A 20,335-nucleotide genomic window follows, 5' to 3' on the forward strand; every position below is an offset into this window, starting at 1 on the left:
TGCTGCGGATTAGACGGACACGGTGCGTACGACGACCGCGGAGTTGAAACCCCAACGGCCACGGGCAAGAACGAGGGCCGCACCGACATCGGTGGGCCGTGCGGCACCGAGCACCAGATCGATCCGGTAGTGCTCGGCGAGTTCGGTGGTGTGGGCGGTCGGTGGGATCACCGCATCACGCATCGACAGCAGCGCGGTCACGATGTCGAGCGGGCCTGCACCGGAAAACAGCCGGCCTGTCAGTGGTTTGGTGGCGGTCACCGGTACGCCGTTCGCCCCGAAGATCGACTCGATCGCAGCGGCCTCGTCGCGGTCGCGATCGGGAAGCCCGGAGGCGTCGGCGAATACGACGTCGATCTCGTCGGGTCGCAGCCCCGCGTCCGCGAGTGCCAGCTCAGCCGCACGGCGCAGACCCGAGGGGCGCTGCGAGCCCGGTGGCGGATCGAAAGTGGAGGCGTACCCGGCGATCTCGCCGTGTACCTTGGGCACACCACGCGCTCGCGCGGCCGCGGCATCCTCCAGCACGAGCATCGCGCCGCCCTCACCGGGCACGTAACCCGCGGCGGCGACATCGAAGGGCAGGTACGCACGCGACGGTTCGGAAGCCGTGCTGACCGCGCCGCTGGAGACATGCGAAGCCCAACCCCACGGGTCGAGCGCCGAATCGACGCCGCCGGTCACCACCAGGGGGGTGCCGCGTCGCACCGTGCGCCGTGCGTGCCCGACCGCGTCCAAGCCGCCCGCCTGCTCGGCGACCAGCGCACTACTCGGACCGCGCATGCCGTGCCGGATCGAGATCTGGCCGGTGTTCACCGCATAGAACCAGGCGAAGGATTCGTACACGCTCACGTGCTGCGAACCGAGCGACCACAATTTGTTGAACTCGCGGTGGGTGAATTCGAAACCGCCGGAGGCATTTCCGGTCACCACGCCCATGTCGTAGTCGGTGAGTGCCGCGGTGTCCACCTTCGCGTCGTCCAACGCCCACTGCGCCGCGACCAGAGCCATTCTGGTCGACACATCGGTCTGTGGGAGCAGTCGACTCGGCAGGTGCTCGGCCGCCTCGAAATCGGCGACCTGCCCGGCCAATCGTGCCGTGGCAGTACTCGTGTCGAACCGGGTGAGCGGCGCGATCCCGCCGCGACCTTCCAGGACCGCGTCCCAGAACCGCTCCGGGCCGAGGCCGTTCGGGGCGATGACGCCCATTCCCGTCACCAGAGTCATGCCGCCGCACCCTTCGGGTGGCGCAGCACCATGGCGCTCTGGAATCCGCCGAACCCGCTGCCGACGGTGAGCACGGTGTCCATCCGATGATCGCGCGCGACCAGCGGCACATAGTCCAGGTCGCATTCCGGATCGGGTTCGTGCAGATTCGCCGTCGGCGGCACCACCTGGTACTCGAGGGCCAGAAGCGAGGCCGCGATCTCGACCGACCCGATCGCGCCGAGCGAGTGGCCGACCATCGACTTGATCGAACTCATCGGGGTCTCGTACGCATGCGCGCCGAGGCTGCGCTTCACCGCTGCTGTTTCGTGCCGGTCGTTCTGCCTGGTACCGGAGCCGTGCGCATTGATGTAGTCGACCTCGGTCGGGTCGATCTGCGATTCGTCGAGCGCCACCCGGATCGCCTCGGCCATTTCCCGGCCATCGGCCTTCAGCCCCGTCATGTGGTAGGCGTTGCATCGGGTCGCGTAGCCGGAGATCTCCGCGTAGATGTGCGCGCCGCGGGCGCGGGCGCTCTCGTACTCTTCCAGCACGAACATCGCCGCGCCCTCGGCGAGCACGAACCCGTTGCGGGAGTTGTCGAAGGGGCGCGAGGCCACTTCGGGCTCGTCATTGCGGGAGGTGGTCGCCTTGATCGCGTCGAAACAGGCCACCACGATCGGAGTGATCGGGGTGTCGGACGCACCTGCGAGCATGACCTCTGCCGAGCCCTCACGGATCAACTGCACTGCGTGCCCGACCGAGTCGAGACCAGAGGTGCAGCCATTGGAGACCATCGCGACCGGACCCTCGGCGCCCACGCTCCAGGCCACCTCCGCGGGCATCACGCTCGGGATCATGTAGTCGAACATGTGCGGCGACAGGTAGTTCTGGTCGACCAGCCAGTTCCGCCCGGAATCCGACAGCACCAGGTATTCCTGTTCCAGGCTGGTTGCTGCGGCCACCGCGCTGCCGAGGCTGACGCCGAGGCGGTGCGGGTCGAGCGAGCCGATATCCAGCCCGCTGTCGGCCACAGCCTCCCGCGCACACACGACAGCGAATTGGACGGCGCGGTCCATCCGCCGAATCTCTCGGGGCGACAGACCCTCCAGCACCGGATCGAAGTCTGCTTCGCCTGCTACTCGGGATCGGTAGGGCGAGGCGTCGAAGAACGAAATCCGGCGGGTGGCGGTGCGGCCCGAGGACAGCAGTTTCCAGAACTCGTCCTTGCCGGATCCGCCCGGCGCGCGAACGCCGAGTCCGGTGACGACAACACGGCGGGTCATCTCGCACCACCGGTGACGAAGGTGTGCATAGCTGTATCTCCCTTCACGCCGACGAGGTTCTCGCCATTCCAGCGTTGATCGGCACCAAGCATCCGATGGCGCCCTCGAACCTCACTCGAGCCCGCGAGTCCAGTTGTTCTCTAGTGGGCGCGCGGAAGCTGTGGGGAGTAGTCACGTGGCCGGCGTTATCGAGCACAGGAGAAACGCGTGAAGATGTCAGCAGACAGCCGTAACGGCGCCGCGGAGTGGATGCTCTGCCCCGGCTGCCGGATTCCGGTGTACGGCAAACGATTCGCCCGCGACCTCGGCGTCTGCGCCGAATGCGGCAAGCACACCCCGATCACCGCGCAACAGCGCATCGGGCAACTCGCCGACGGCGGCCGCTTCGAACCGTTCGCCGTTGCGTCGACCGACGACGATCCGCTCGACTTCACCGACACCAAGCCCTACCGGGACCGGCTCGCCGCGGCGCGGGCCCGCACCGGGATGTCGGACGGGGTGCTCTGCGCATTCGCGACGATCGAGGACAACCCGGTGATCATCGCGGCCATGGACTTTCGTTTCCTCGGCGGCAGCCTGGGCACCGCGGTCGGTGAGATGATCACCGAGGCCGCGGAAACCGCTCTCGCCGAAAGCATTCCGCTGCTGATCGTTACCGCATCCGGCGGCGCGAGGATGCAGGAGGGTGCGCTGTCGCTGATGCAGATGGCCAAGACCAGCGCCGCACTCGAGCAACTCGATCGTGCCGGCATTCTGACCATCACCCTGATCACCGACCCGACCTACGGCGGCGTCGCAGCCTCCTTCGCAACGTTGTCCGACGTTCTCATCGCCGAGCCGGGCGCGCGGCTCGGATTCGCCGGGCGGCGGGTGATCGAGCAGACGATCCGGCAGGAATTGCCCGCCGAGTTCCAGACCGCGGAATTCCTGCTCGCGCGCGGACTCATCGACATGATCGTGCCGAGATCGGGACTGCGACAGGCGCTCGGCTCGCTGCTGCGCATCGTGACGCCGGTGACCGCTGCCGCTGGGCCCGCTCTTTCCGATCCGGGCACCATCGCCGATCCCGACCTCGTTTCCGAAACCGATCCCTGGGCCCAGGTGCGCAGGGCGCGCAAGCCGAGCAGACCGACCGCGCTCGACTACTTCGCGCTCGCCTTCGAGGGGTTTCTGGAATTGCGCGGCGACCGGATCTCCGGTGATTGCGCCGCGGTCGTCGGTGGTCCGGCTTGGTTGGATGATCAGCCGGTCATGGTGATCGGGCAGCAGAAGGGTCACGAGCCGAAGGAGTTGATGGCCCGCAACTTCGGCATGCCGACCCCCGCGGGCTACCGCAAGTCGGCGCGGCTCATGCGTCTCGCCGAGAAACTGGGGCTGCCGGTGATCACCTTGATCGATACACCGGGCGCGTACCCGGGCGCGACCGCGGAGGAGCAAGGGCAGGCGATCGTCATCGCCGAGAACATCCGCCTGATGTCCGCGTTGCAGGTGCCCGTGATCAGCGTGGTCATCGGCGAGGGCGGCAGCGGTGGCGCGCTGGCGCTCGGTGTTGCCAACCGGGTGCTGATGTTCGCCAACGGCACCTATTCGGTGATCAGTCCGGAGGGGTGTGCGGCGATCGTGTGGAACGATCCCGCCGCCGCGCCGAATGCCGCTGCAGCACTGTGCCTTACGGCCCGTGACCTGCTGCGGCTCGGTGTCGTTGACGCGGTGCTGCCCGAACCCGGCGACGATGTGGGCGGTGCGCCGCTGGCGGCCGCGAACCAGTTGCACCGCGCTCTCGTAGCGAACCTGCGCGAGCTGAGCGGCCGTAGCGGCGAGGACATCGCGGCCGAACGGCGGGCGCGCTTCCGCCGCTTCGGCGCGCGGCGGCAGGCCCAGGTCCGGTCGGTGGCGTAGGGGATCAGGAGCCGTCATGTTCGACAAGGTCTTGATCGCCAATCGGGGCGAAATCGCGTTGCGCGTCGCGCGTACCTGCCGAGAAATGGGCGTGCGCACGGTGGCCGTACATTCGGTCGCCGACCGCGATTCGGCGGTGGTCCGCCTCGCCGATGAAGCAGTGCAGATCGGTCCCGCCGCCGCGAAACGCAGCTACCTCAATGCCGCGGCCGTGCTGACCGCCGCCGAGCTGACCGGCGCGGATGCGATCCATCCTGGGTACGGATTCCTTTCGGAGTCACCAGATTTCGCTGATGCCTGCCGTGCGGCGGGCATCACGCTCATCGGCCCGCCCGCTGATGTGATGGCGCAGCTCGGTGACAAGCAGTCCGCGCGCACGCTGATGGCGAAGGCCGGGCTGCCGTTGTTGCCCGGCAGCCTCGACCCGCTCGAACTCGACGCGGCCCACGCACTTGCCGATCGGATCGGCTACCCGGTGATCATCAAGGCGGCCGCGGGCGGCGGTGGCCGCGGTATGCAGGTGGTCGGTGACAGTTCGGTGTTCCGGCGCGCCTTCCAAGAGACGCGTGCGACCGCACGAATGTTGTTCGGAGACAGCAGGGTTTACCTTGAGCGGTATCTGGAGGGCGCCAGACACGTCGAGGTCCAGGTGTTGTGCGACGGGCACGGAGCGGGCGTCCACCTCGGTGAGCGCGATTGCTCGGTGCAGCGCCGCCACCAGAAACTCATCGAGGAGTCACCCGCGCCCCGGCTGCCCGACGGGCTGGCCGCGCGCATGGGCCGCGCGGCCGTCGACGGTGTATTGGAGGCGGGCTACGTCGGCGCGGGCACCGTGGAGTTCCTGGTGGACAGGGCGGGAAATTTCTACTTCATGGAGGTGAATTGCCGCATCCAAGTGGAACATCCGGTCACCGAGATGGTGACCGGCATCGACCTGATCGCCGAGCAGATCAGGATTGCCGCCGGTGCGCCGCTCGGGTACACCCAGGACCAGATCTCGGTTCGCGGCGCGGCCATCGAATGCCGTATCAACGCCGAGGACCCGGCCGCCGAATTCGCACCCGCCCCAGGAATGGTGTCCGAGTTCACCCCTCCCGGTGGACCTTTCGTCCGGGTGGACTCGCACGTGCAGGCCGGCTACCAGATACCGCCGCACTACGACTCGCTGCTGGCCAAAGTCATCGTGTGGGCGCCCGACCGCGCCCGCGCCATCGCACGCATGCAACGAGCACTCGCCGAATTCCGGATATCCGGTGCCCGCGTAGAGACAACACGAGACTTCTTGCGTGAGGTCCTCGACCACCCACGAATGCGCTCGGCCACCCATTCCACCGCGCTCGTGGACGAACTTCTCGGGAAGCAGGACGGTTGAGCCACGCTATCGGCATGCTCGCCCGCCGGTCCGACGATCCGGCCCGACACTTGCCGCATGGTTTAGGTGCTGCCGACCAAAAATAGATTGCTGTCGGCGCGAGCTGCTGTCATGGTGAATCGCATGAAGGGGTATGGGATTCGAGCCGATTACGACCGCGACACCATTGTCGTGTACCAGGCCTACCGGCCGGGAATCGGTAAGCCCGCGGTGGCCAACGGCCGGTTCGTCGAGCCGTTTTCGCGGCAGCGGATGACATGGATCAAGCCGTCGTTCTTGTGGATGATGGCCAGGAGCAATTGGGGCCGTAAGCCCGGTCAGGAAATGGTTCTCGCCGTGCGGATCACCCGCAGCGGGTGGGAAGAGGCGCTCGGTTCGGCGGAGCTTACTCACGCGGACAAGCGGGTATACCGCAGCACCGACGAGTGGCGCGCGCGTCTTCGCCAGGCACTCGTCCATGTGCAGTGGGATCCGGAAAGGGCGTTGCGTGGCGCAACATTGGATGCGCGCGCCATCCAGGTGGGGATCAGCCGCCACCTTGTCGATCGCTACGTCGACGACTGGACGGTGCAGATCGAGGACTTCACCCCCACGGTCCGAAAGATCCACAGCCTCCTCCAGGGCGGCCATGAGCACCGTGCCAAAGATCTTCTCCCCGAAGAGCGGGACTACCCGATTGCCCCAGAGCTGGCCCGCCGCTTGGGAATCGACATCTGACGCACTGCGATGGCGCCGCCCGAACTCTCCGGTCGGGGTACGCGCCGCCGCGGGCGCGGTGGCGAGGAGTTCCTCGAGGTCTCGCTCGGTTTATCGGACCGGCTACCACTCGCCCAGGGTCGCGGGGTCCGCCAGCGCACCTTCAGCGGTGCGTAGCCGGTCGGTGACGGCGGTGAGTAGGTCCATGGACTCCTCGGAGAGACCCAGCGCATGGCGCATCAGGCGACGCAGCGGGAGGCTGGCGATCTGGCAAACCAGAGCGGAGTCGTGGTCACTGTGTCTGTCGAGGTAGTCGGGATCCACGGCGTAGTACTCACAATCTGTTTTCAGTTCCGGACACCACCTTGGGTGGCCGGTCGGCCTGCGAAACTGTGAGGCAACGCACAGTCTCCTTCGCTGTGCCGTCGTCGAATGGTTCGCGACTACTCCGGCCTTGATGATGGACAGTAGCGTCTAATATTCGGCGAGGGAGGCTCGACCCTCCTATCGTCCAGCCGATCGACGGAAAGGCGCAACGATGGCGTTCGCCGATTATCAGAACGAGATCTATTTCGGCGCGCTGGGCGGGCATCCGCCCGAGTTCCCTGCCGACTACGCCACCCTGGAGGCCAAGGCCGCCGCCGCGCTGCCGGATTCGCTGCATTCCTACATCGCGGGTGGTGCGGGCGACGAGCTGACCCAGCGCCGCAATGTGGATGCCTTCGCGGACTGGGGCCTGGTGCCGCGCATGCTGGTCGGCGCGACCGAGCGCGATCTGTCGGTCACCGTGTGGGGAATAACGTTCCCGAGCCCGATCTTCATGGCCCCCGTCGGCGTGATCGGGCTGGTCGGCGACAAGCACGGCGACATCGCGGTTGCCGAGGCCGCCGCGAAAACCGGTGTGCCCGCAGTGTTTTCCACCCTGATGGAGGACCCGCTGGAAGAGGTCGTGACGCACGCCGGTGCGACGCCCAGCTTCTTCCAGCTCTACACGCCCAAGAATCGCGACCTCGCCGCGAGCCTGGTGAGCCGGGCCGAGGCGGCCGGATACCGCGGCATCACGGTCACCCTGGACACCTGGATTCCCGGCTGGCGACCGCGTGACCTCGCGACGGGCAACTTCCCACAGCTGCGCGGGCATGTCCTGAAGAACTACACCTCCGATCCGGTATTCCAGAAGATGGTGGGGTCCGACGACCCGCAAACCATCATCCTGAACTGGATTCAAACCTTCGGTAACCCGCTGTCCTGGTCGGATCTGGCGTGGCTACGGTCCTTGACCGATTTGCCGATCGTGCTCAAGGGCATCTCGCACCCCGACGACGCCCGCCGCGCCATCGACGGCGGCATCGACGGCATCTACTGCTCGAATCACGGTGGGCGGCAGGCGAATGGCGGCCTCAGCGCGCTGGAGACGCTGCGCGCCGTCGTGGCGGCCTGCGATGACCGGGTGCCCGTGCTTTTCGACTCCGGCGTGCGGTCGGGCTCCGACGTGGTCAAGGCGCTCGGGCTCGGCGCGACGATGGTCGGCATCGGTCGTCCGTACGTCTATGGCCTTGCGCTGGCCGGGGTGCCCGGTCTGGTCCACGTGCTGCGGATGATCCTGGCAGAAGCGGATCTGCTGATGGCGGTGAACGGTTATCCGGATCCGGCGGCGGTCCGGGACAACATTCGGGCGACGACGAACGGTCGGGCTACTCGCTGACGGTCGTCAGGCTGGTCAGGAATCGGGTCAGCACCTCGGTGACGGCCGCCAGGTCGAGGCGCGAGTCGCCGGTGCTCCACTGGTGTACGAGGGCGTTCAGTGCGCCCACGAACCCGGTTGCCGCCGCGCGGTAGCCGCCCGGCGGGACAAAGTCCGGTCCGAGGGTGCGTGTGCACTGATCGGCGAAGAACGTCATCCATGCTTCGCGCTGGTCGAGGCGGTGTTGTTCGACCCGTTCGCTGACGCCGACGATCTCGATTTGTGAGATCCGCGCCCGGCGCGGGTCACGACCGAGCGATTCGGCATAGGCGCGCACGGCGGCTTGTGCCCAGCCGACGCCGTCACCGGGTTCGGTCAGGTCCACTGCCTCGGCCACGGCCTGCCTCGCCTCCTCCTGGATCATGTCGAAGACGGCGAGCAGTAGTTCCTCACGGTTGTGGAAGTGCTCGTAGAACTGGCTGCGCGCCAGGCCGGCGGCCCGGCACAGCGCGGTGATCGAGCTGTCCTGGTACCCGCTCTCACCGAACAACTCGAGCCCCGCGGCAAGGAACTGCGCCCGTCGCTGGGCCCTGCGGTCTGCAACAGGTCGCCCGTCGTACATGCGGGAGGAGTCGGGTGCTGTCACGGCACGACCCTAGCGAGCGTGGTCGGCTACGGCGCGGAGGTGTCCGGCGCGCGAGTTTCCGGGGGCTGAGTATCGGGTTCACCGTCGGTGGCGACCGCCGTCCGCGTCTGTTCGCGCAGCTCAGTGGCATGTTGTCCGGCGGAGCCCCAGCCGCTGTATGCTTCGGCCCGCATTCGCTCGACCATGTGTGGGTAGTGCAATTCGAACGCGGGACGCTCCGACCGGATACGCGGCAGCTCGTAGAAGTTGTGCCGCGGCGGCGGGCAGGTCGTCGCCCACTCCAGCGAATTGCCATAGCCCCACGGATCGTCCACCGTGACCACTTCGCCGTAGCGGAAGCTCTTGAAGACGTTCCAGACGAACGGGAGCATCGAAGCGCCGAGGATGAACGAGCCGATGGTCGAGATCGTGTTCAGTGTGGTGAAGCCGTCGCTGGGCAGGTAGTCGGCATAGCGACGTGGCATGCCCTCGGCGCCCAGCCAGTGCTGCACCAGGAACGTGGTGTGGAACCCGATCAGCGTGGTCCAGAAATGCCACTTGGCCAACCGCTCGTCGAGCATCCGTCCGGTCATCTTGGGGAACCAGAAGTAGATGCCTGCGAAGGTCGCGAAAACGATGGTGCCGAAGAGCACGTAGTGGAAGTGCGCGACCACGAAATAGCTATCGGTGACATGGAAGTCGATAGGCGGAGAGGCCAGGACGACGCCGGAAAGCCCACCGAACAGGAACGTGACGAGGAATCCGACGGAGAACAGCATCGGTGACTCGAAGGTGAGTTGACCGCGCCACATGGTGCCGATCCAGTTGAAGAACTTCACCCCGGTCGGAACCGCGATCAGGAAGGTCATCATCGAAAAGAACGGCAGCAGCACGGCGCCGGTTGCGTACATGTGGTGGGCCCACACCGCCATCGACAGCGCGGCGATCGACAGCGTCGCGTACACCAGCGTGCTGTATCCGAACAGCGGTTTGCGGCTGAACACCGGGAAGATTTCGGTGACGATCCCGAAGAACGGCAGCGCGACAATATACACCTCGGGATGGCCGAAGAACCAGAACAGGTGCTGCCACAAGAGAACTCCGCCGGTGGCCGTGTCGTAGATGTGCCCGCCGAGATGCCGGTCGAACGCCAGTGCCATCAACGCCGCGGTCAGAATCGGAAAGGCGAGCAGCGCAAGCACACTGGTGACAAGAATATTCCAGGTGAAGATCGGCATCCGGAACATCGTCATGCCGGGGGCGCGCAGACACACGACGGTGGTGATCATGTTGACGCCACCGAGAATGGTGCCGAGACCGGAGACGGCCAGACCCATGATCCACAGGTCCGCACCGACGCCGGGCGCGTGCTCGAAGGTGCTCAGCGGGGTGTAGCCGGTCCATCCGAAATCGGCAGGGCCACCCGGGGTGAGGAACCCCGCGGTCGCCATGGTCGCACCGAACAGGTACAGCCAGTAGCTGAATGCGTTCAGCCGTGGAAACGCGACATCCGGCGCCCCGATCTGCAGCGGCAGCACGGCATTGGCGAAACCGAACACGATCGGGGTGGCATAGAAGAGCAGCATGATGGTGCCGTGCATGGTGAACAGCTGGTTGAACTGTTCCGGCGAGAGGAACTGCATGCCGGGCCGCGCCAGCTCACCGCGCATCAGCAGGGCGATCAAGCCGCCGATGAAGAAGAAGGTCATCGCGGTGGTCAAGTACATGACCCCGAGCACCTTCGGATCGGTGGTGGTGATCATTTTCCAGATGTAGGAGCCCTTCGGTCCCACACGCTGCGGATACGGTCGAACAGCTTGTATTCGAGTAGTAGTACTCACGGCCGTCGCCACCTTCCCAACCGCCGACCAGCCTGTGTCCGGATTATGCGCCTTTTCGATCTCCGAAATGGGCGCTTTCCGTCATTGGTGCCCGGGGGCCGATTCGATCGTGCGAGGATGGGTGGGCCTTATCGGGCCATGCGCGGATAGGGGGTAGAGCCATGGGGAATCTCGACGAAAAAGTAGCTGTGATCACCGGCGGAGCGCGCGGCCAAGGTCGCGCCCATGCCGTGGCGCTCGCCGCCGCGGGCGCAGACATCGTGATATGCGATATCGCCGGACCGATCGCCACCGTGCCTTATCCGCTGAGTTCCGACGCCGATCTCGCCGAGACCGCCGAGTTGGTGGCCGAAGCAGGCCGCCGCTGTCTGGCGATCAAGGCCGACGTGCGCAGTGGGCCCGAGATGAATGCGGTGGCCGAGCAGGCCGTCGACGAGTTCGGGCGCATCGATATCCTCGTCTCCAACGCCGGCATCTCGTCCAATTCGCCCGTCGCGGAGATGGACGAGCAGACCTGGCAGGACATGATCGACGTCAACCTCACCGGCGTTTTCCACAGTTTCCGCGCCGTGGTGCCGTACATGATCGAACGCCGAGGGGGCCGGATCGTGGCGACCTCCTCCATTGTCGGCCGGATGGGTGTCAAGGGCGCGGGCCACTACGCCGCGGCCAAATGGGCGGTGCTGGGTCTGGTCAAATCGTTGTCGCTGGAAGTGGCCGAGCACGGGATCACCGTCAACGCGGTACTGCCCTCCGGCGTGGACACCGACATGATCCAGAACCCCGCGATGTGGCGACACCTGATGCCGGACATCGAAAATCCGACCCGCGAAGACGCCATGAAGATGTTCAACTCCGGCCCACCGAACGGCGACCTGATCGATCCCGCCGAAGTCGCCGAGGCGGTGCTGCTGCTGGTTTCCGATCACGGCCGCCACTTCAACGGCGAAGCGGTGACCATCTCCGGCGGAATGAGCGCGAGCCTCCCCTGATTTCTCCGACCCTGGTGTGATGTGCGCGAGCTCGCCCGGTCGTAGCGCCACCTGACCCGATTCGACGACGTCGACCTGTGACGCTCGTCCCATCGAGCCGATTTCCCGTGGGCCTCGGGAACTTTCGCGTGAGTTCACCCGACGGCTGGACGAGGGCCGGTTTCCCACGCAGGACATTCAAAGGGATTGGTGGACGACAACGTGCAGGTGCAGCGCTCGGCAGTCCACGTCCTCTGGTGTGCGGCGGTGCTCGTTTCGCTGGTACTCATTGTCGGATCGGTTCTCGGCGCGGGTGAGATGCCCTATCGAGAAGCGGGCACCGCCTACCCAGGCATCGGGGATGTGCTCGGGTATGTGGTGCTTCGGGTGGTGGCCGCGCTCGCGGGCGCGGCCACGCTCGGATCCCTGCTTTACGCGGTGTGCTGCACCGCCGTCACGGCGCGCGGCCGGGTCGATATCGATGGGTACGCTGGAGTCCGGGTCGCCGAGCGGGCGGCCGCGGTGTGGTTGGTGTCGGCGTTGCTGCTGGTCCCGGTCACTGCGAGCAATGCGGCAGGTTTGTCGACAGCGGCGATGTTTCGACTCGGCGCGCTCGGTGCGCTGATCGATGCGAGCGAGAAACCGAAGGCGTGGATCGTCGTCGCGGTGTTCGCCGGTGTCTTGACCCTCGCCACTCGGCTGACATTGTCTTGGGTCGGGTTGGCGGCATGGACCGGGTCGGCGGCGATCGCCGTGCTGCCACCGATGCTGGTCGGCAATGCCGGGGAAGGACCTGATCACGACTATGCCACCGCCGCGATGATCATCTTCCAGATCGCGGTGTCGATACTGCCCGGCCTGGCCTGGTGCGTGGCGGCGCAGGTGCGGCGCAACGGATCTCATGTCGTGATCGCGGTGCGGCGCTGTGTGACGATCGCCCGGCTGTGTCTGGTGGCGGCGGTCTCGAGTGGGCTGGTGCTCGCTGCGGTGCTGTTGCCCTGGTCAGCGGTACCTGCATCCGGATACGGGCGGCTCGCGATGGTGGCAGTTGTCCTTGCGATCGGTGTCGCAGTGACGGTGCGGCGGATCGCGGCGATGTCGAGTTGCGGCGCTTTCTCGGCATCCGCACGTGCCCGGATCGCTCTCCTGATCGGCTGTGTCGCAGCACTTTCCGCGGTCGCGCTGACGACGATAGTGGCGATGGCGGTCCAGCCCGCGCCCGCCTTCGCCGATCGGACGTTCACTGCCCAAGAGGTGTTCATCGGCTTCGACCTGGCGCATCAGCCCGATGCGATCCGGCTGATGACGGTATGGCGCTTCGATATCGTGCTCGGGACTGCTGCCGTCGTCGGTGTCGTCCTGTATGCGGCGGGGGTGTTACGGCTGCGCCGACGTGGTGACAGCTGGTCGCGGTGGCGTGCGACATCCTGGGTGAGTGGCTGTGCGGTCCTGCTGATTTCGACATCGTCGGGTATCGGCAGCTACGGCTATGCCATGTTCAGCGTGCACATGGTCACGCACATGGCGTTGAACATGTTCGTGCCCGTGCTCCTGGTGCTCGGGGCCCCGGTGACGCTGCTGTTGCGCGCGGTGCCCGCCGCTGGACGCGACGAGGTCCCCGGTGTGCGCGAATGGGTGCTGCGGATTCTGCATTCCCGGCCGACCGCGGTCATCGCCCACCCGGGCACGGCGATCGCCGCGTTCGTCGTCTCGCTCTACGGTCTGTATTTCACACCGCTGCTGGAGAATCTGATCCGATACCACTGGGGTCACGTCCTGATGAACGTGCACTTCCTGATCATCGGCTACCTCTTCTACTGGGGCATCATCGGCATCGACCCCGGCCCGCGCAGGCTGCCGCACCTGGGCAGACTCGGCATGTTGTTCGCGATCATGCCCTTCCACGCCTTCTTCGGCGTCGCAGTGATGTCGATGAACACCGTGATCGGCGCCCGCTTCTACGACCAGCTCGACCTGCCGTGGCATACCGACCTCCTGTCGGATCAACGGGTCGGCGGCGGAATTGCCTGGGTATCGGGCGAAGTCCCGATCCTGCTGGTAGTCGGCGCACTCCTGTCCCAATGGGTAGCCCAGGACCGCCGCACTGCCGTGCGCACCGACCGCAAGGACGACATCTACGCCGACTCCGACCTCGCCGCGTACAACGCCATGCTCGAGCAGTTGGCCGCCACCCGCCGCTGACCGGAAGTCGTGCTCGCCGGCTTCCCGTGCTTCGGCGGCGGCAGGCTCATTCGGTGGCATGCGAGCTGCGCTCACCGCCGGAAGCGGGCTCGGCGCAGGCGCAGGCTGTTGGAGACGACGAAGAACGATGAGAATGCCATGGATGCGCCGGCGATCAGGGGGTTGAGGTAGCCGAGGGCGGCTATGGGGATGGCGATGACGTTGTAGCCGAAGGCCCAGACGAGGTTGCCCTTGATGGTGCGCAGGGTGGCGTGGGCCAGTTCGATGGCATCGGGGACGGCGCCGAGGTCGTCGCGGACCAGGATGACGTCGGCCGCGGCGATGGCAACGTCGGTGCCTGTGCCGATGGCCATACCGAGGTCGGCGGTCGCGAGGGCGGCGCCGTCGTTGATGCCGTCGCCGACCATGACGACGCGGTGGCCTTGTTCCTGTAGGCCGGCGATCAGCTCGACCTTGTCTTCCGGAAGCAGTTCGGCGACAACCTCATCGATGCCGATCTCATCGGCGACCGATTGGGCCGCGTAGGCGTTGTCGCCGGTGAACATCATGGTGCGCAGTCCGAGTCGATGCAGCCGGGCGACCGCGTCGGCGGCCGTCTCCTTCACCGTGTCGGCCACCGCGATGACCCCGCGGGCGACGCCGTCGACAACGACGAGCACCACCGTGCGTCCAGCCCGTTCCTGCTGCCGCACGATGCGATTCAACGACGGGGGAACCTCGACGCCCTGTTCGTTCAGCAGGCGCAGTCGGCCGACCGACACCATCTCGTCTGCCACGAGGCCGCTGGCACCCAATCCCGGTAGCGCCGTGAAGGATTCGACCGCAGGCAGCTCACCGAGCAGTTCCCGTGCAAACCGCGTGATGGCCGCCGCGACGGCATGCTCGGAGGCCGCTTCGACGGCAGCGGCCAGCCGCAGCACGTCGGATTCGGTGATCATGTCGCTGTCGGACACTGCGCCATCGGCGGTTGCCGTGCTGTTCGGGGTTGTCGGGCTGTCCATCGACGCCATGCCGGTCACAGTCGCTGCGCCGACCACGGTTACTGCGACAACGCTCATCGCGCCGTTGGTGACTGTCCCGGTCTTGTCGAGCACCACGGTGTCCACATCCCGCGTGGCCTCCAGTGCCTGGTGACCTTTGATGAAGATGCCGAGCTGTGCGCCTCGCCCGGACGCCACCATCAATGCCGTCGGAATCGCCAGCCCCAACGCGCACGGGCACGCGACGACCAGCACCGCGAGTGCGGCTGCCGCTGCTTTCTCCGCGCCCGCACCGGTCAGCAGCCAAGTCACGAAGGTGCCCGCGGCAATCGCGAAAACGATGGGCACGAACACCGACGACACTCGGTCGGCCACCCGCTGCATGAGCGCCTTCCCGGTCTGGGCCTGCTCGACCAGCCGGATCATCCCCGACAGCTTCGTATCCGCGCCCACCGCAGCGGCTTCCACGATCAGCCGTCCCGTCAACGCGGTGGTGCCGCCGATGACTTCCATTCCGGGCGTCACGTCCACCGGGATGGATTCGCCGGTCATCGCGCTCGCATCGACGCTGGATCCGCCGGACACCACGAGGCCGTCGGTCGCAATGGTCTCGCCGGGGCGCACGACGAACCGTTGGCCCTCGACGAGTTCGCCGATCGGCACCCGCATTTCGTGATCGCCACGGGTCAGCACGGTTACCTCGCGAGCGCCGAGCGCGGCCAGCGCGCGCAACGCACTACCTGCCGCCCGCTTGGCTTTCGCCTCGAAATACCGACCGGCGAGGACGAACGCGGTGACGCCCGCGGCGACCTCGAGGTAAATGGAATCGCTGGACCAGATCGCATCCCACACCCCGTCCGGTGCGGGCTGCGATCGATCCGAATGCACGAACATGGTGTCCAACGACCACAGCGTCGAGGTGATCACCCCGACCGAGACCAGCGTGTCCATGCTCGCGGCAAGGCCTTTCGCGCCGTGGAAGGCCCGCCGGTGGAATGGCGCCGCCGACCACACCACCACCGGCAACGCCAGCACCGTCAGGATCACCTGCCAGCCCGAGATCCGGGTGGCCGGCACGGTCGCGAACATCACCGACAGGTCGGCAAGAGGGAAGAACAGCAGCAGCGCGACAACCAGGCGGCGGAACAGATCACCGACGGCAGCGTCCTCGGGAGCTGAAACGATCCGGCCCGTATGCGCGACAACAGGTTCCGCGCCATAGCCCGCCGATTCGACATCGGCGCACAGTTGTTCGGCCGTCACCTCGCCGGTGGCATCGATGGTCGCCACGCCGGTGGCGTAGTTCACCGAGGCGGTCACCCCGACCACCTTGTTGAGCTTGCGTTCCACCCGGGTCGCACAGGCCGCGCAGCTCATGCCGGAGACGGCGAGCGAAATGCGGGTGGTGGGTTCGACGCGGGTGGCGGATTCCGGAAAAGCGATGTCGGTACTCATGTTTCCGTTCGGTCAGGCAGCGGGATCTCGAGTCGATCTGAGGTGGCCGGTGCGACGGCCGAGCTGGGCGCCGGGCGGCAGGACCAGTTCGGTGGGCGGGCTGTTGGTGGTGCGCGAGGGTGGTGAGGTGTGCGGTCGTCGGGTGCGGTGCACGACAACGACCAACACGAGCGCGACGACGAGGACACCGTGGGAGAGGACACGGGACAGCGGCACGACCCCCGAGTTCAGATCGCCGATCACGAACGCGGTCAGCGTCGCGACCAGCACACCGAGCACCGGCAGCACACCCGAGGTCGCGTACGGCCGCAACGCGCAGTAGATGAAGCCGATGCCGATCGCGAGGCTCCACGCCGAGGTCTCGTTCAGCAGGTGCCGGGTCATGTCGCTGTCGTGCTGGTGGCTCATGCCGAAGTCGGCCCCCGCAGCCTGGCCGATCGCCAAGCCACACTGCACGACGCCGAGCATGCCGAGCAGCAGCCGGGTCCATACGGTGCGCGAGGAGGTCAGCGCGGTACGCCAGGATAGGAACCAGGCGCTCATCCGCGACCCGAGCGACGGCCGCGGCCGGTCCAGATCGGCGGCGGCGAAGATCGCGGCGGTGAGATCGGGTGCGTACCCGGAGCCGCGGCGCAGCAGCCGCGTGGTCTCCACCGCCGCGACGTACCAGGAGCAGCACGCGGTGCACTGTTCCAGATGCTCGTCCACCCGCGCCGCGGGAACGGTTTCACGTTCGCCATCGATCCGAGCCGACAGCGCCGTCCGGCACACTTTGCACTCCACGCCGAGATTGTCGTCCACGGGGAGACCGAAGTTCCCCGCGCCTACGCCGAGGCCGCGACGGTCTGCGGCTGCCCCGTCGGCACGGTCGGGGTGCGAGTGGCCCGAGCTCGTGACGACTGCACCGCCGCAACCCGTTTCACCGCCCATCACAGTGCCGACGGTTGAGCCCGTCTCGTCGAACGGAACACGGCCGCGGCACCCGTCGAGAAGCACGCGCAGTGCTGTCCCGCTCGCCGAGGTCGATGTCATGGTTGGGGAGCAAGAGGGGTAGCGGCGTAGTTGATTCGGATGGTGTGGTCGTCGTGGCGGGTGGTAGTGGCGATGACGCCGAAGACGGTGCGTAGTAGGGCGGGGGTCATGACATCGAGGACCGGGCCCGCGGCGACGACGCAACCGTGGTTCAGGACGACGAGTTGGTCGCAGTAGCGGACGGCCAGGTCGAGTTCGTGCAGGACGGCGAGGGTGGTGATGCCGGTGGAGCGGATCAGGTCGAGCAGTTCGAAGCGGGCACGGACGTCGAGGTGGTTGGTGAGTTCGTCGAGGACGAGCAGGCGTGGACGTTGCGCGAGTGCTCTGGCCAGCAGGACACGTTGGCGCTCGCCGCCGGAGAGCGAGCCGACGGAACGGTCGGCGTAGGCGATCACACCGGTTTCGGCCATCGCTTTCGTGACGGCCGCCCGATCATCGGCGGTATCGCGGCTGAACAATGCGTGGTGCGGGTTGCGGCCCAGCTCGACCATTTCCGCGACGGTCAGATCCGGTGATCCGGCGCCATTCTGCAGCACCGCCGCGGTCGTGCGCGCCGCGGTGCGGACGGACATTGCGGCGATGTCGGCCCCGTCGATCAGCACCGCGCCACGATCGGGTCGCAGCGAACGATAGATCGTGCGCAGCAGGGTTGTTTTTCCGCTGCCGTTCGGCCCGACCACGCCGACGATCGAGCCCGGCGGGACGTGCACCGTCACCGCATCGAGTGCGGCAGAATTACCGAACGTGACGGTCACCCCGGTGACCGACAGTTCGGCGGTCGGTTCGATCGCGTCGCCGGGGGGCGTGCTGTTGTCGAAGGCGACAGTCGTTGCGGTAGTGGGTGATTCGGTGGCGTTCTCGGTCATGTCCGATCTCCGTCGCGGCGCAGCAGCCAGAGGAAGAACGGTGCGCCGAACGCGGCGGTGAAGATGCCGAGCGGAAGTTCATCGGGGGCACCGATGGTGCGTGAAAGCAAGTCCACCGCAACGAGATAGGCGCCGCCGAGCAATGCCGACAGCGGCAGCGCGCGGCGGTGGTCCACGCCGAAGCTCAGGCGCACCAGATGCGGAATCATCAAGCCGACGAACCCGATTCCGCCCGCGACCGCGATCAGCGTGCCGGTCAGCAGGGATGCCAGCACCAGCAAGATGATCCGGGTCGTGCGCACGTCGACGCCGAGGGCGGTGGCCTGTTCGTCGCCGGTGCCGAGCACATTCAGCCGACGGCCGAAGGCCAGCACCACGGCGACGACGAGCAGCACCACCGCCGTGACCGGCCCGAGTCGCTCCCAGCTCGCCCCGGCGACACTGCCCATGGTCCAGAACATCACCGCGCGCAGTTCGTTGGGCGTTGCGCGCAACTGAAGGTAGTTCGTCGCCGCCAGCAAGAGGTAGCCGACGGCGACACCGGCTAGGACCAGGCGGATCGGCACCACCGTGCCGCGGCGCTGCCCGAGCGCGAATACCACTGCGGCGGTGAGGATCGCGCCGAGGAACGCGGCGGTGGAGACGCCGATGCCGCCGAGCGCCGCCCCCGCGGAAACCATCACCGTCACCGCGCCGAGCGAGGCGCCCGAGGACAGGCCGAGGATGTAGGGGTCGGCGAGTGGATTGTTCACCAGCGCTTGCAGAATCACCCCGGAGACGGCCAGGCCGCAACCGCATAGCGCGGCGAGGATGACACGCGGTAACCGGTAGTTCCACACGATCTGGTCGACGGTGAACCCGACACCGGGTGTCTTACCGCCGACATGGGCGAAGATCACCCGCCCGGTGTCGGCGAGGGAAACGGTGACCGATCCGACGCTGACCGACACCAGCATCACAGCGCACAGCACGCCCACCGATACGGCGATCGCGACGGGCAGCGCAGTCCCGGCAAAGGGCGCGCGAGTTCGGTTCGACCGGCTGCCCCGCGGGAGCCGGGACCTGAGGCGCTGCAGACCGGACCCCGGCGAGCGCGGCGACGACGCAGCGACGATGGGCGGCATCGGTCAGAACTGCTCGGGGTGCACGAGCCGGGCGATCTTGTCCACCGCGATGTCGTTGCTGGGACCGAGATAGATCGAATCCGAGAGCGCCACATAGGTCTTGTTCTTGGTGGCATTCCACTGCGGGAACTGATCGAGGATCCGCCCGGCCGCCGCGTCGATATCGGGATTGCGATAGTTCACTACGATCACACCGTCGATCGGCGTCACGGCGAGCTGTTCCTTGCTGATCGTGACGAAGGTGGTGCCGTCCGTGCGGTTGAACGGGTTCACCGCACCGGCTTTGTCGATGATGTCGTTCCAGATTCCGCCCGCCGCGATGGCCGAGAAATCGCCCGCGTCACCCATTCCCATACCAGGAAAGACGAGCAGCACGTTCTTCTTGGGCGCCCCGGCGACGGTGGCGACCGTGTCGGCGATCTTGCGCCGCGATTCGCCGATGAGCTGTTCGGCGCGGCCCGGCACGTCGAACACCGCGCCGAGGTCGCGCAGCATCGCATAGCTGTCCTCGATGGTGGGTGTTCCCGTCACCGCGCCGGTCACGCCGCAGTTCGCTCGTGGCACATAGGTATTCGCACCCGCGGCGGCCAATTGCTCGCGGGTGGCGAAGCCCTGATCGGCGGCGAAACCGCCCCCGCCGGTGGAGAGCACGAAGTCTGCGTGCTGCGCGAGCATGGCCTCGCGCGGGATGTCCTGCATGTTGTTGTACGCGATGCCGCCGGTGGGGAGGGCAGCAATGGCCGCGGCACGGCCGGCGACATCGGAGGAGCCGTAGGACTGCGCATTGGCCAGGATCCGGTTGCCGACGCCCAGCGCGATCAGCGACGAGACCTCGCCGACGGAACCGCCGTTCATGACGACCACACGTTCGGGGGCCTCGGTGTAGCTGTAGGTCCTGCCGCAATTGTCGAGGGTGATCGGGTACTGCGTGACCCCCTCGGTCGATGCGACGGAGCTATCGCCGGCCGGAGCGGATTCGGGCACCGTGGTCGTGCAGCCCGTGAGGGCGAGGATGCCTGCGGCCAGTGCCAGCACGGTGGCGCGTTTCATGAGTCCTCCCGCGGAGTCCGCAGCGCTGTCTGCTGCTCGTCTACTGAGT

16 protein-coding genes and 1 pseudogene are annotated in these 20,335 nt (G+C 66.8%); 7 read left to right on the top strand and 10 right to left on the bottom strand.

Annotated elements, in window-relative coordinates; translation table 11 throughout:
• Positions 1 to 9 precede the first annotated feature (9 nt).
• Both ACLMAL_RS24825 and ACLMAL_RS24830 read right to left on the bottom strand, forming a co-directional pair.
• On the bottom strand, positions 10 to 1,224 hold the full coding sequence (locus ACLMAL_RS24825; RefSeq protein WP_412001274.1) for a ketosynthase chain-length factor: 1,215 nt from the start codon (positions 1,222 to 1,224) through the stop codon (positions 10 to 12).
• Complete coding sequence (locus tag ACLMAL_RS24830; RefSeq protein WP_328405116.1) at positions 1,221 to 2,489, bottom strand: beta-ketoacyl-[acyl-carrier-protein] synthase family protein; 1,269 nt, start codon at positions 2,487 to 2,489, stop codon at positions 1,221 to 1,223. Before ACLMAL_RS24830 ends, ACLMAL_RS24825 begins: the two co-directional genes overlap by 4 nt.
• 213 nt (positions 2,490 to 2,702) lie before the next feature.
• Here ACLMAL_RS24830 and accD point away from each other — a divergent pair, with 213 nt between their 5' ends.
• From accD to ACLMAL_RS24845, 3 genes are all read left to right on the top strand, one after another.
• On the top strand, positions 2,703 to 4,388 hold the full coding sequence (accD, locus tag ACLMAL_RS24835; RefSeq protein WP_412001384.1) for an acetyl-CoA carboxylase, carboxyltransferase subunit beta: 1,686 nt from the start codon (positions 2,703 to 2,705) through the stop codon (positions 4,386 to 4,388).
• A 16-nt stretch (positions 4,389 to 4,404) separates the two neighbouring features.
• Positions 4,405 to 5,760, top strand: coding sequence for an acetyl-CoA carboxylase biotin carboxylase subunit (accC, locus tag ACLMAL_RS24840; RefSeq protein WP_412001275.1), 1,356 nt, complete (start codon positions 4,405 to 4,407; stop codon positions 5,758 to 5,760).
• 123 nt (positions 5,761 to 5,883) lie between these two features.
• Entirely contained in the window at positions 5,884 to 6,477 is a 594-nt protein-coding gene (locus tag ACLMAL_RS24845) for a DUF4291 domain-containing protein (protein WP_412001276.1), read from the top strand.
• A gap of 102 nt (positions 6,478 to 6,579) precedes the next feature.
• Here ACLMAL_RS24845 and ACLMAL_RS24850 read toward each other — a convergent pair whose 3' ends face one another.
• Positions 6,580 to 6,780: a hypothetical protein gene (locus tag ACLMAL_RS24850; RefSeq protein ID WP_406232341.1), complete on the bottom strand. Its 201-nt coding sequence runs from the start codon at positions 6,778 to 6,780 to the stop codon at positions 6,580 to 6,582.
• Between the two features lie 214 nt (positions 6,781 to 6,994).
• On the opposite strand from ACLMAL_RS24850, the gene ACLMAL_RS24855 reads away from it, so the two are divergent.
• A complete protein-coding gene (locus ACLMAL_RS24855) occupies positions 6,995 to 8,161 on the top strand; it encodes an alpha-hydroxy-acid oxidizing protein (RefSeq protein ID WP_412001277.1) in 1,167 nt (388 codons plus the stop codon).
• Here the strand turns inward: ACLMAL_RS24855 and ACLMAL_RS24860 are convergent.
• Both ACLMAL_RS24860 and ctaD read right to left on the bottom strand, forming a co-directional pair.
• A complete protein-coding gene (locus ACLMAL_RS24860) occupies positions 8,151 to 8,786 on the bottom strand; it encodes a TetR/AcrR family transcriptional regulator (protein WP_412001278.1) in 636 nt (211 codons plus the stop codon). The two genes, ACLMAL_RS24855 and ACLMAL_RS24860, sit on opposite strands and share 11 nt — an antisense overlap.
• Before the next feature lie 26 nt (positions 8,787 to 8,812).
• Positions 8,813 to 10,528, bottom strand: coding sequence for a cytochrome c oxidase subunit I (gene ctaD / locus ACLMAL_RS24865; RefSeq protein WP_412001279.1), 1,716 nt, complete (start codon positions 10,526 to 10,528; stop codon positions 8,813 to 8,815).
• Between the two features lie 239 nt (positions 10,529 to 10,767).
• Here ctaD and ACLMAL_RS24870 point away from each other — a divergent pair, with 239 nt between their 5' ends.
• Together ACLMAL_RS24870 and ACLMAL_RS24875 are read left to right on the top strand one after the other, a co-directional pair.
• Positions 10,768 to 11,598 carry a mycofactocin-coupled SDR family oxidoreductase gene (locus ACLMAL_RS24870; RefSeq protein ID WP_412001280.1) on the top strand — a complete coding sequence of 277 codons (831 nt, stop codon included), beginning with the start codon at positions 10,768 to 10,770 and terminating at the stop codon, positions 11,596 to 11,598.
• Between the two features lie 189 nt (positions 11,599 to 11,787).
• Positions 11,788 to 13,779 carry a cytochrome c oxidase assembly protein gene (locus tag ACLMAL_RS24875; RefSeq protein WP_412001281.1) on the top strand — a complete coding sequence of 664 codons (1,992 nt, stop codon included), beginning with the start codon at positions 11,788 to 11,790 and terminating at the stop codon, positions 13,777 to 13,779.
• A gap of 71 nt (positions 13,780 to 13,850) precedes the next feature.
• On the opposite strand, the gene ACLMAL_RS24880 is transcribed toward ACLMAL_RS24875, so the two are convergent.
• Together ACLMAL_RS24880 and ACLMAL_RS24885 are read right to left on the bottom strand one after the other, a co-directional pair.
• Positions 13,851 to 16,214: a heavy metal translocating P-type ATPase gene (locus ACLMAL_RS24880; protein WP_412001282.1), complete on the bottom strand. Its 2,364-nt coding sequence runs from the start codon at positions 16,212 to 16,214 to the stop codon at positions 13,851 to 13,853.
• A gap of 12 nt (positions 16,215 to 16,226) precedes the next feature.
• On the bottom strand, positions 16,227 to 17,015 hold the full coding sequence (locus tag ACLMAL_RS24885; RefSeq protein WP_412001283.1) for a zf-HC2 domain-containing protein: 789 nt from the start codon (positions 17,013 to 17,015) through the stop codon (positions 16,227 to 16,229).
• 21 nt (positions 17,016 to 17,036) lie between these two features.
• Between ACLMAL_RS24885 and ACLMAL_RS24890 the strand changes: the two are divergent.
• Positions 17,037 to 17,162: pseudogene (locus tag ACLMAL_RS24890) on the top strand (sigma factor-like helix-turn-helix DNA-binding protein); the annotation flags it as partial.
• 80 nt (positions 17,163 to 17,242) lie between these two features.
• Here ACLMAL_RS24890 and ACLMAL_RS24895 read toward each other — a convergent pair.
• From ACLMAL_RS24895 to ACLMAL_RS24905, 3 genes are all read right to left on the bottom strand, one after another.
• A complete protein-coding gene (locus ACLMAL_RS24895; protein WP_412001284.1) occupies positions 17,243 to 18,112 on the bottom strand; it encodes an ABC transporter ATP-binding protein in 870 nt (289 codons plus the stop codon).
• A complete protein-coding gene (locus tag ACLMAL_RS24900) occupies positions 18,109 to 19,068 on the bottom strand; it encodes a FecCD family ABC transporter permease (protein WP_412001285.1) in 960 nt (319 codons plus the stop codon). The genes ACLMAL_RS24895 and ACLMAL_RS24900 overlap by 4 nt, the downstream gene beginning before the upstream one ends.
• 171 nt (positions 19,069 to 19,239) lie before the next feature.
• On the bottom strand, positions 19,240 to 20,286 hold the full coding sequence (locus ACLMAL_RS24905; RefSeq protein ID WP_412001286.1) for an ABC transporter substrate-binding protein: 1,047 nt from the start codon (positions 20,284 to 20,286) through the stop codon (positions 19,240 to 19,242).
• Between the last annotated feature and the right edge of the window lie 49 nt (positions 20,287 to 20,335).

It is taken from the genome of Nocardia sp. CWNU-33, assembly GCF_046764895.1.
GTDB lineage: Bacteria > Actinomycetota > Actinomycetes > Mycobacteriales > Mycobacteriaceae > Nocardia.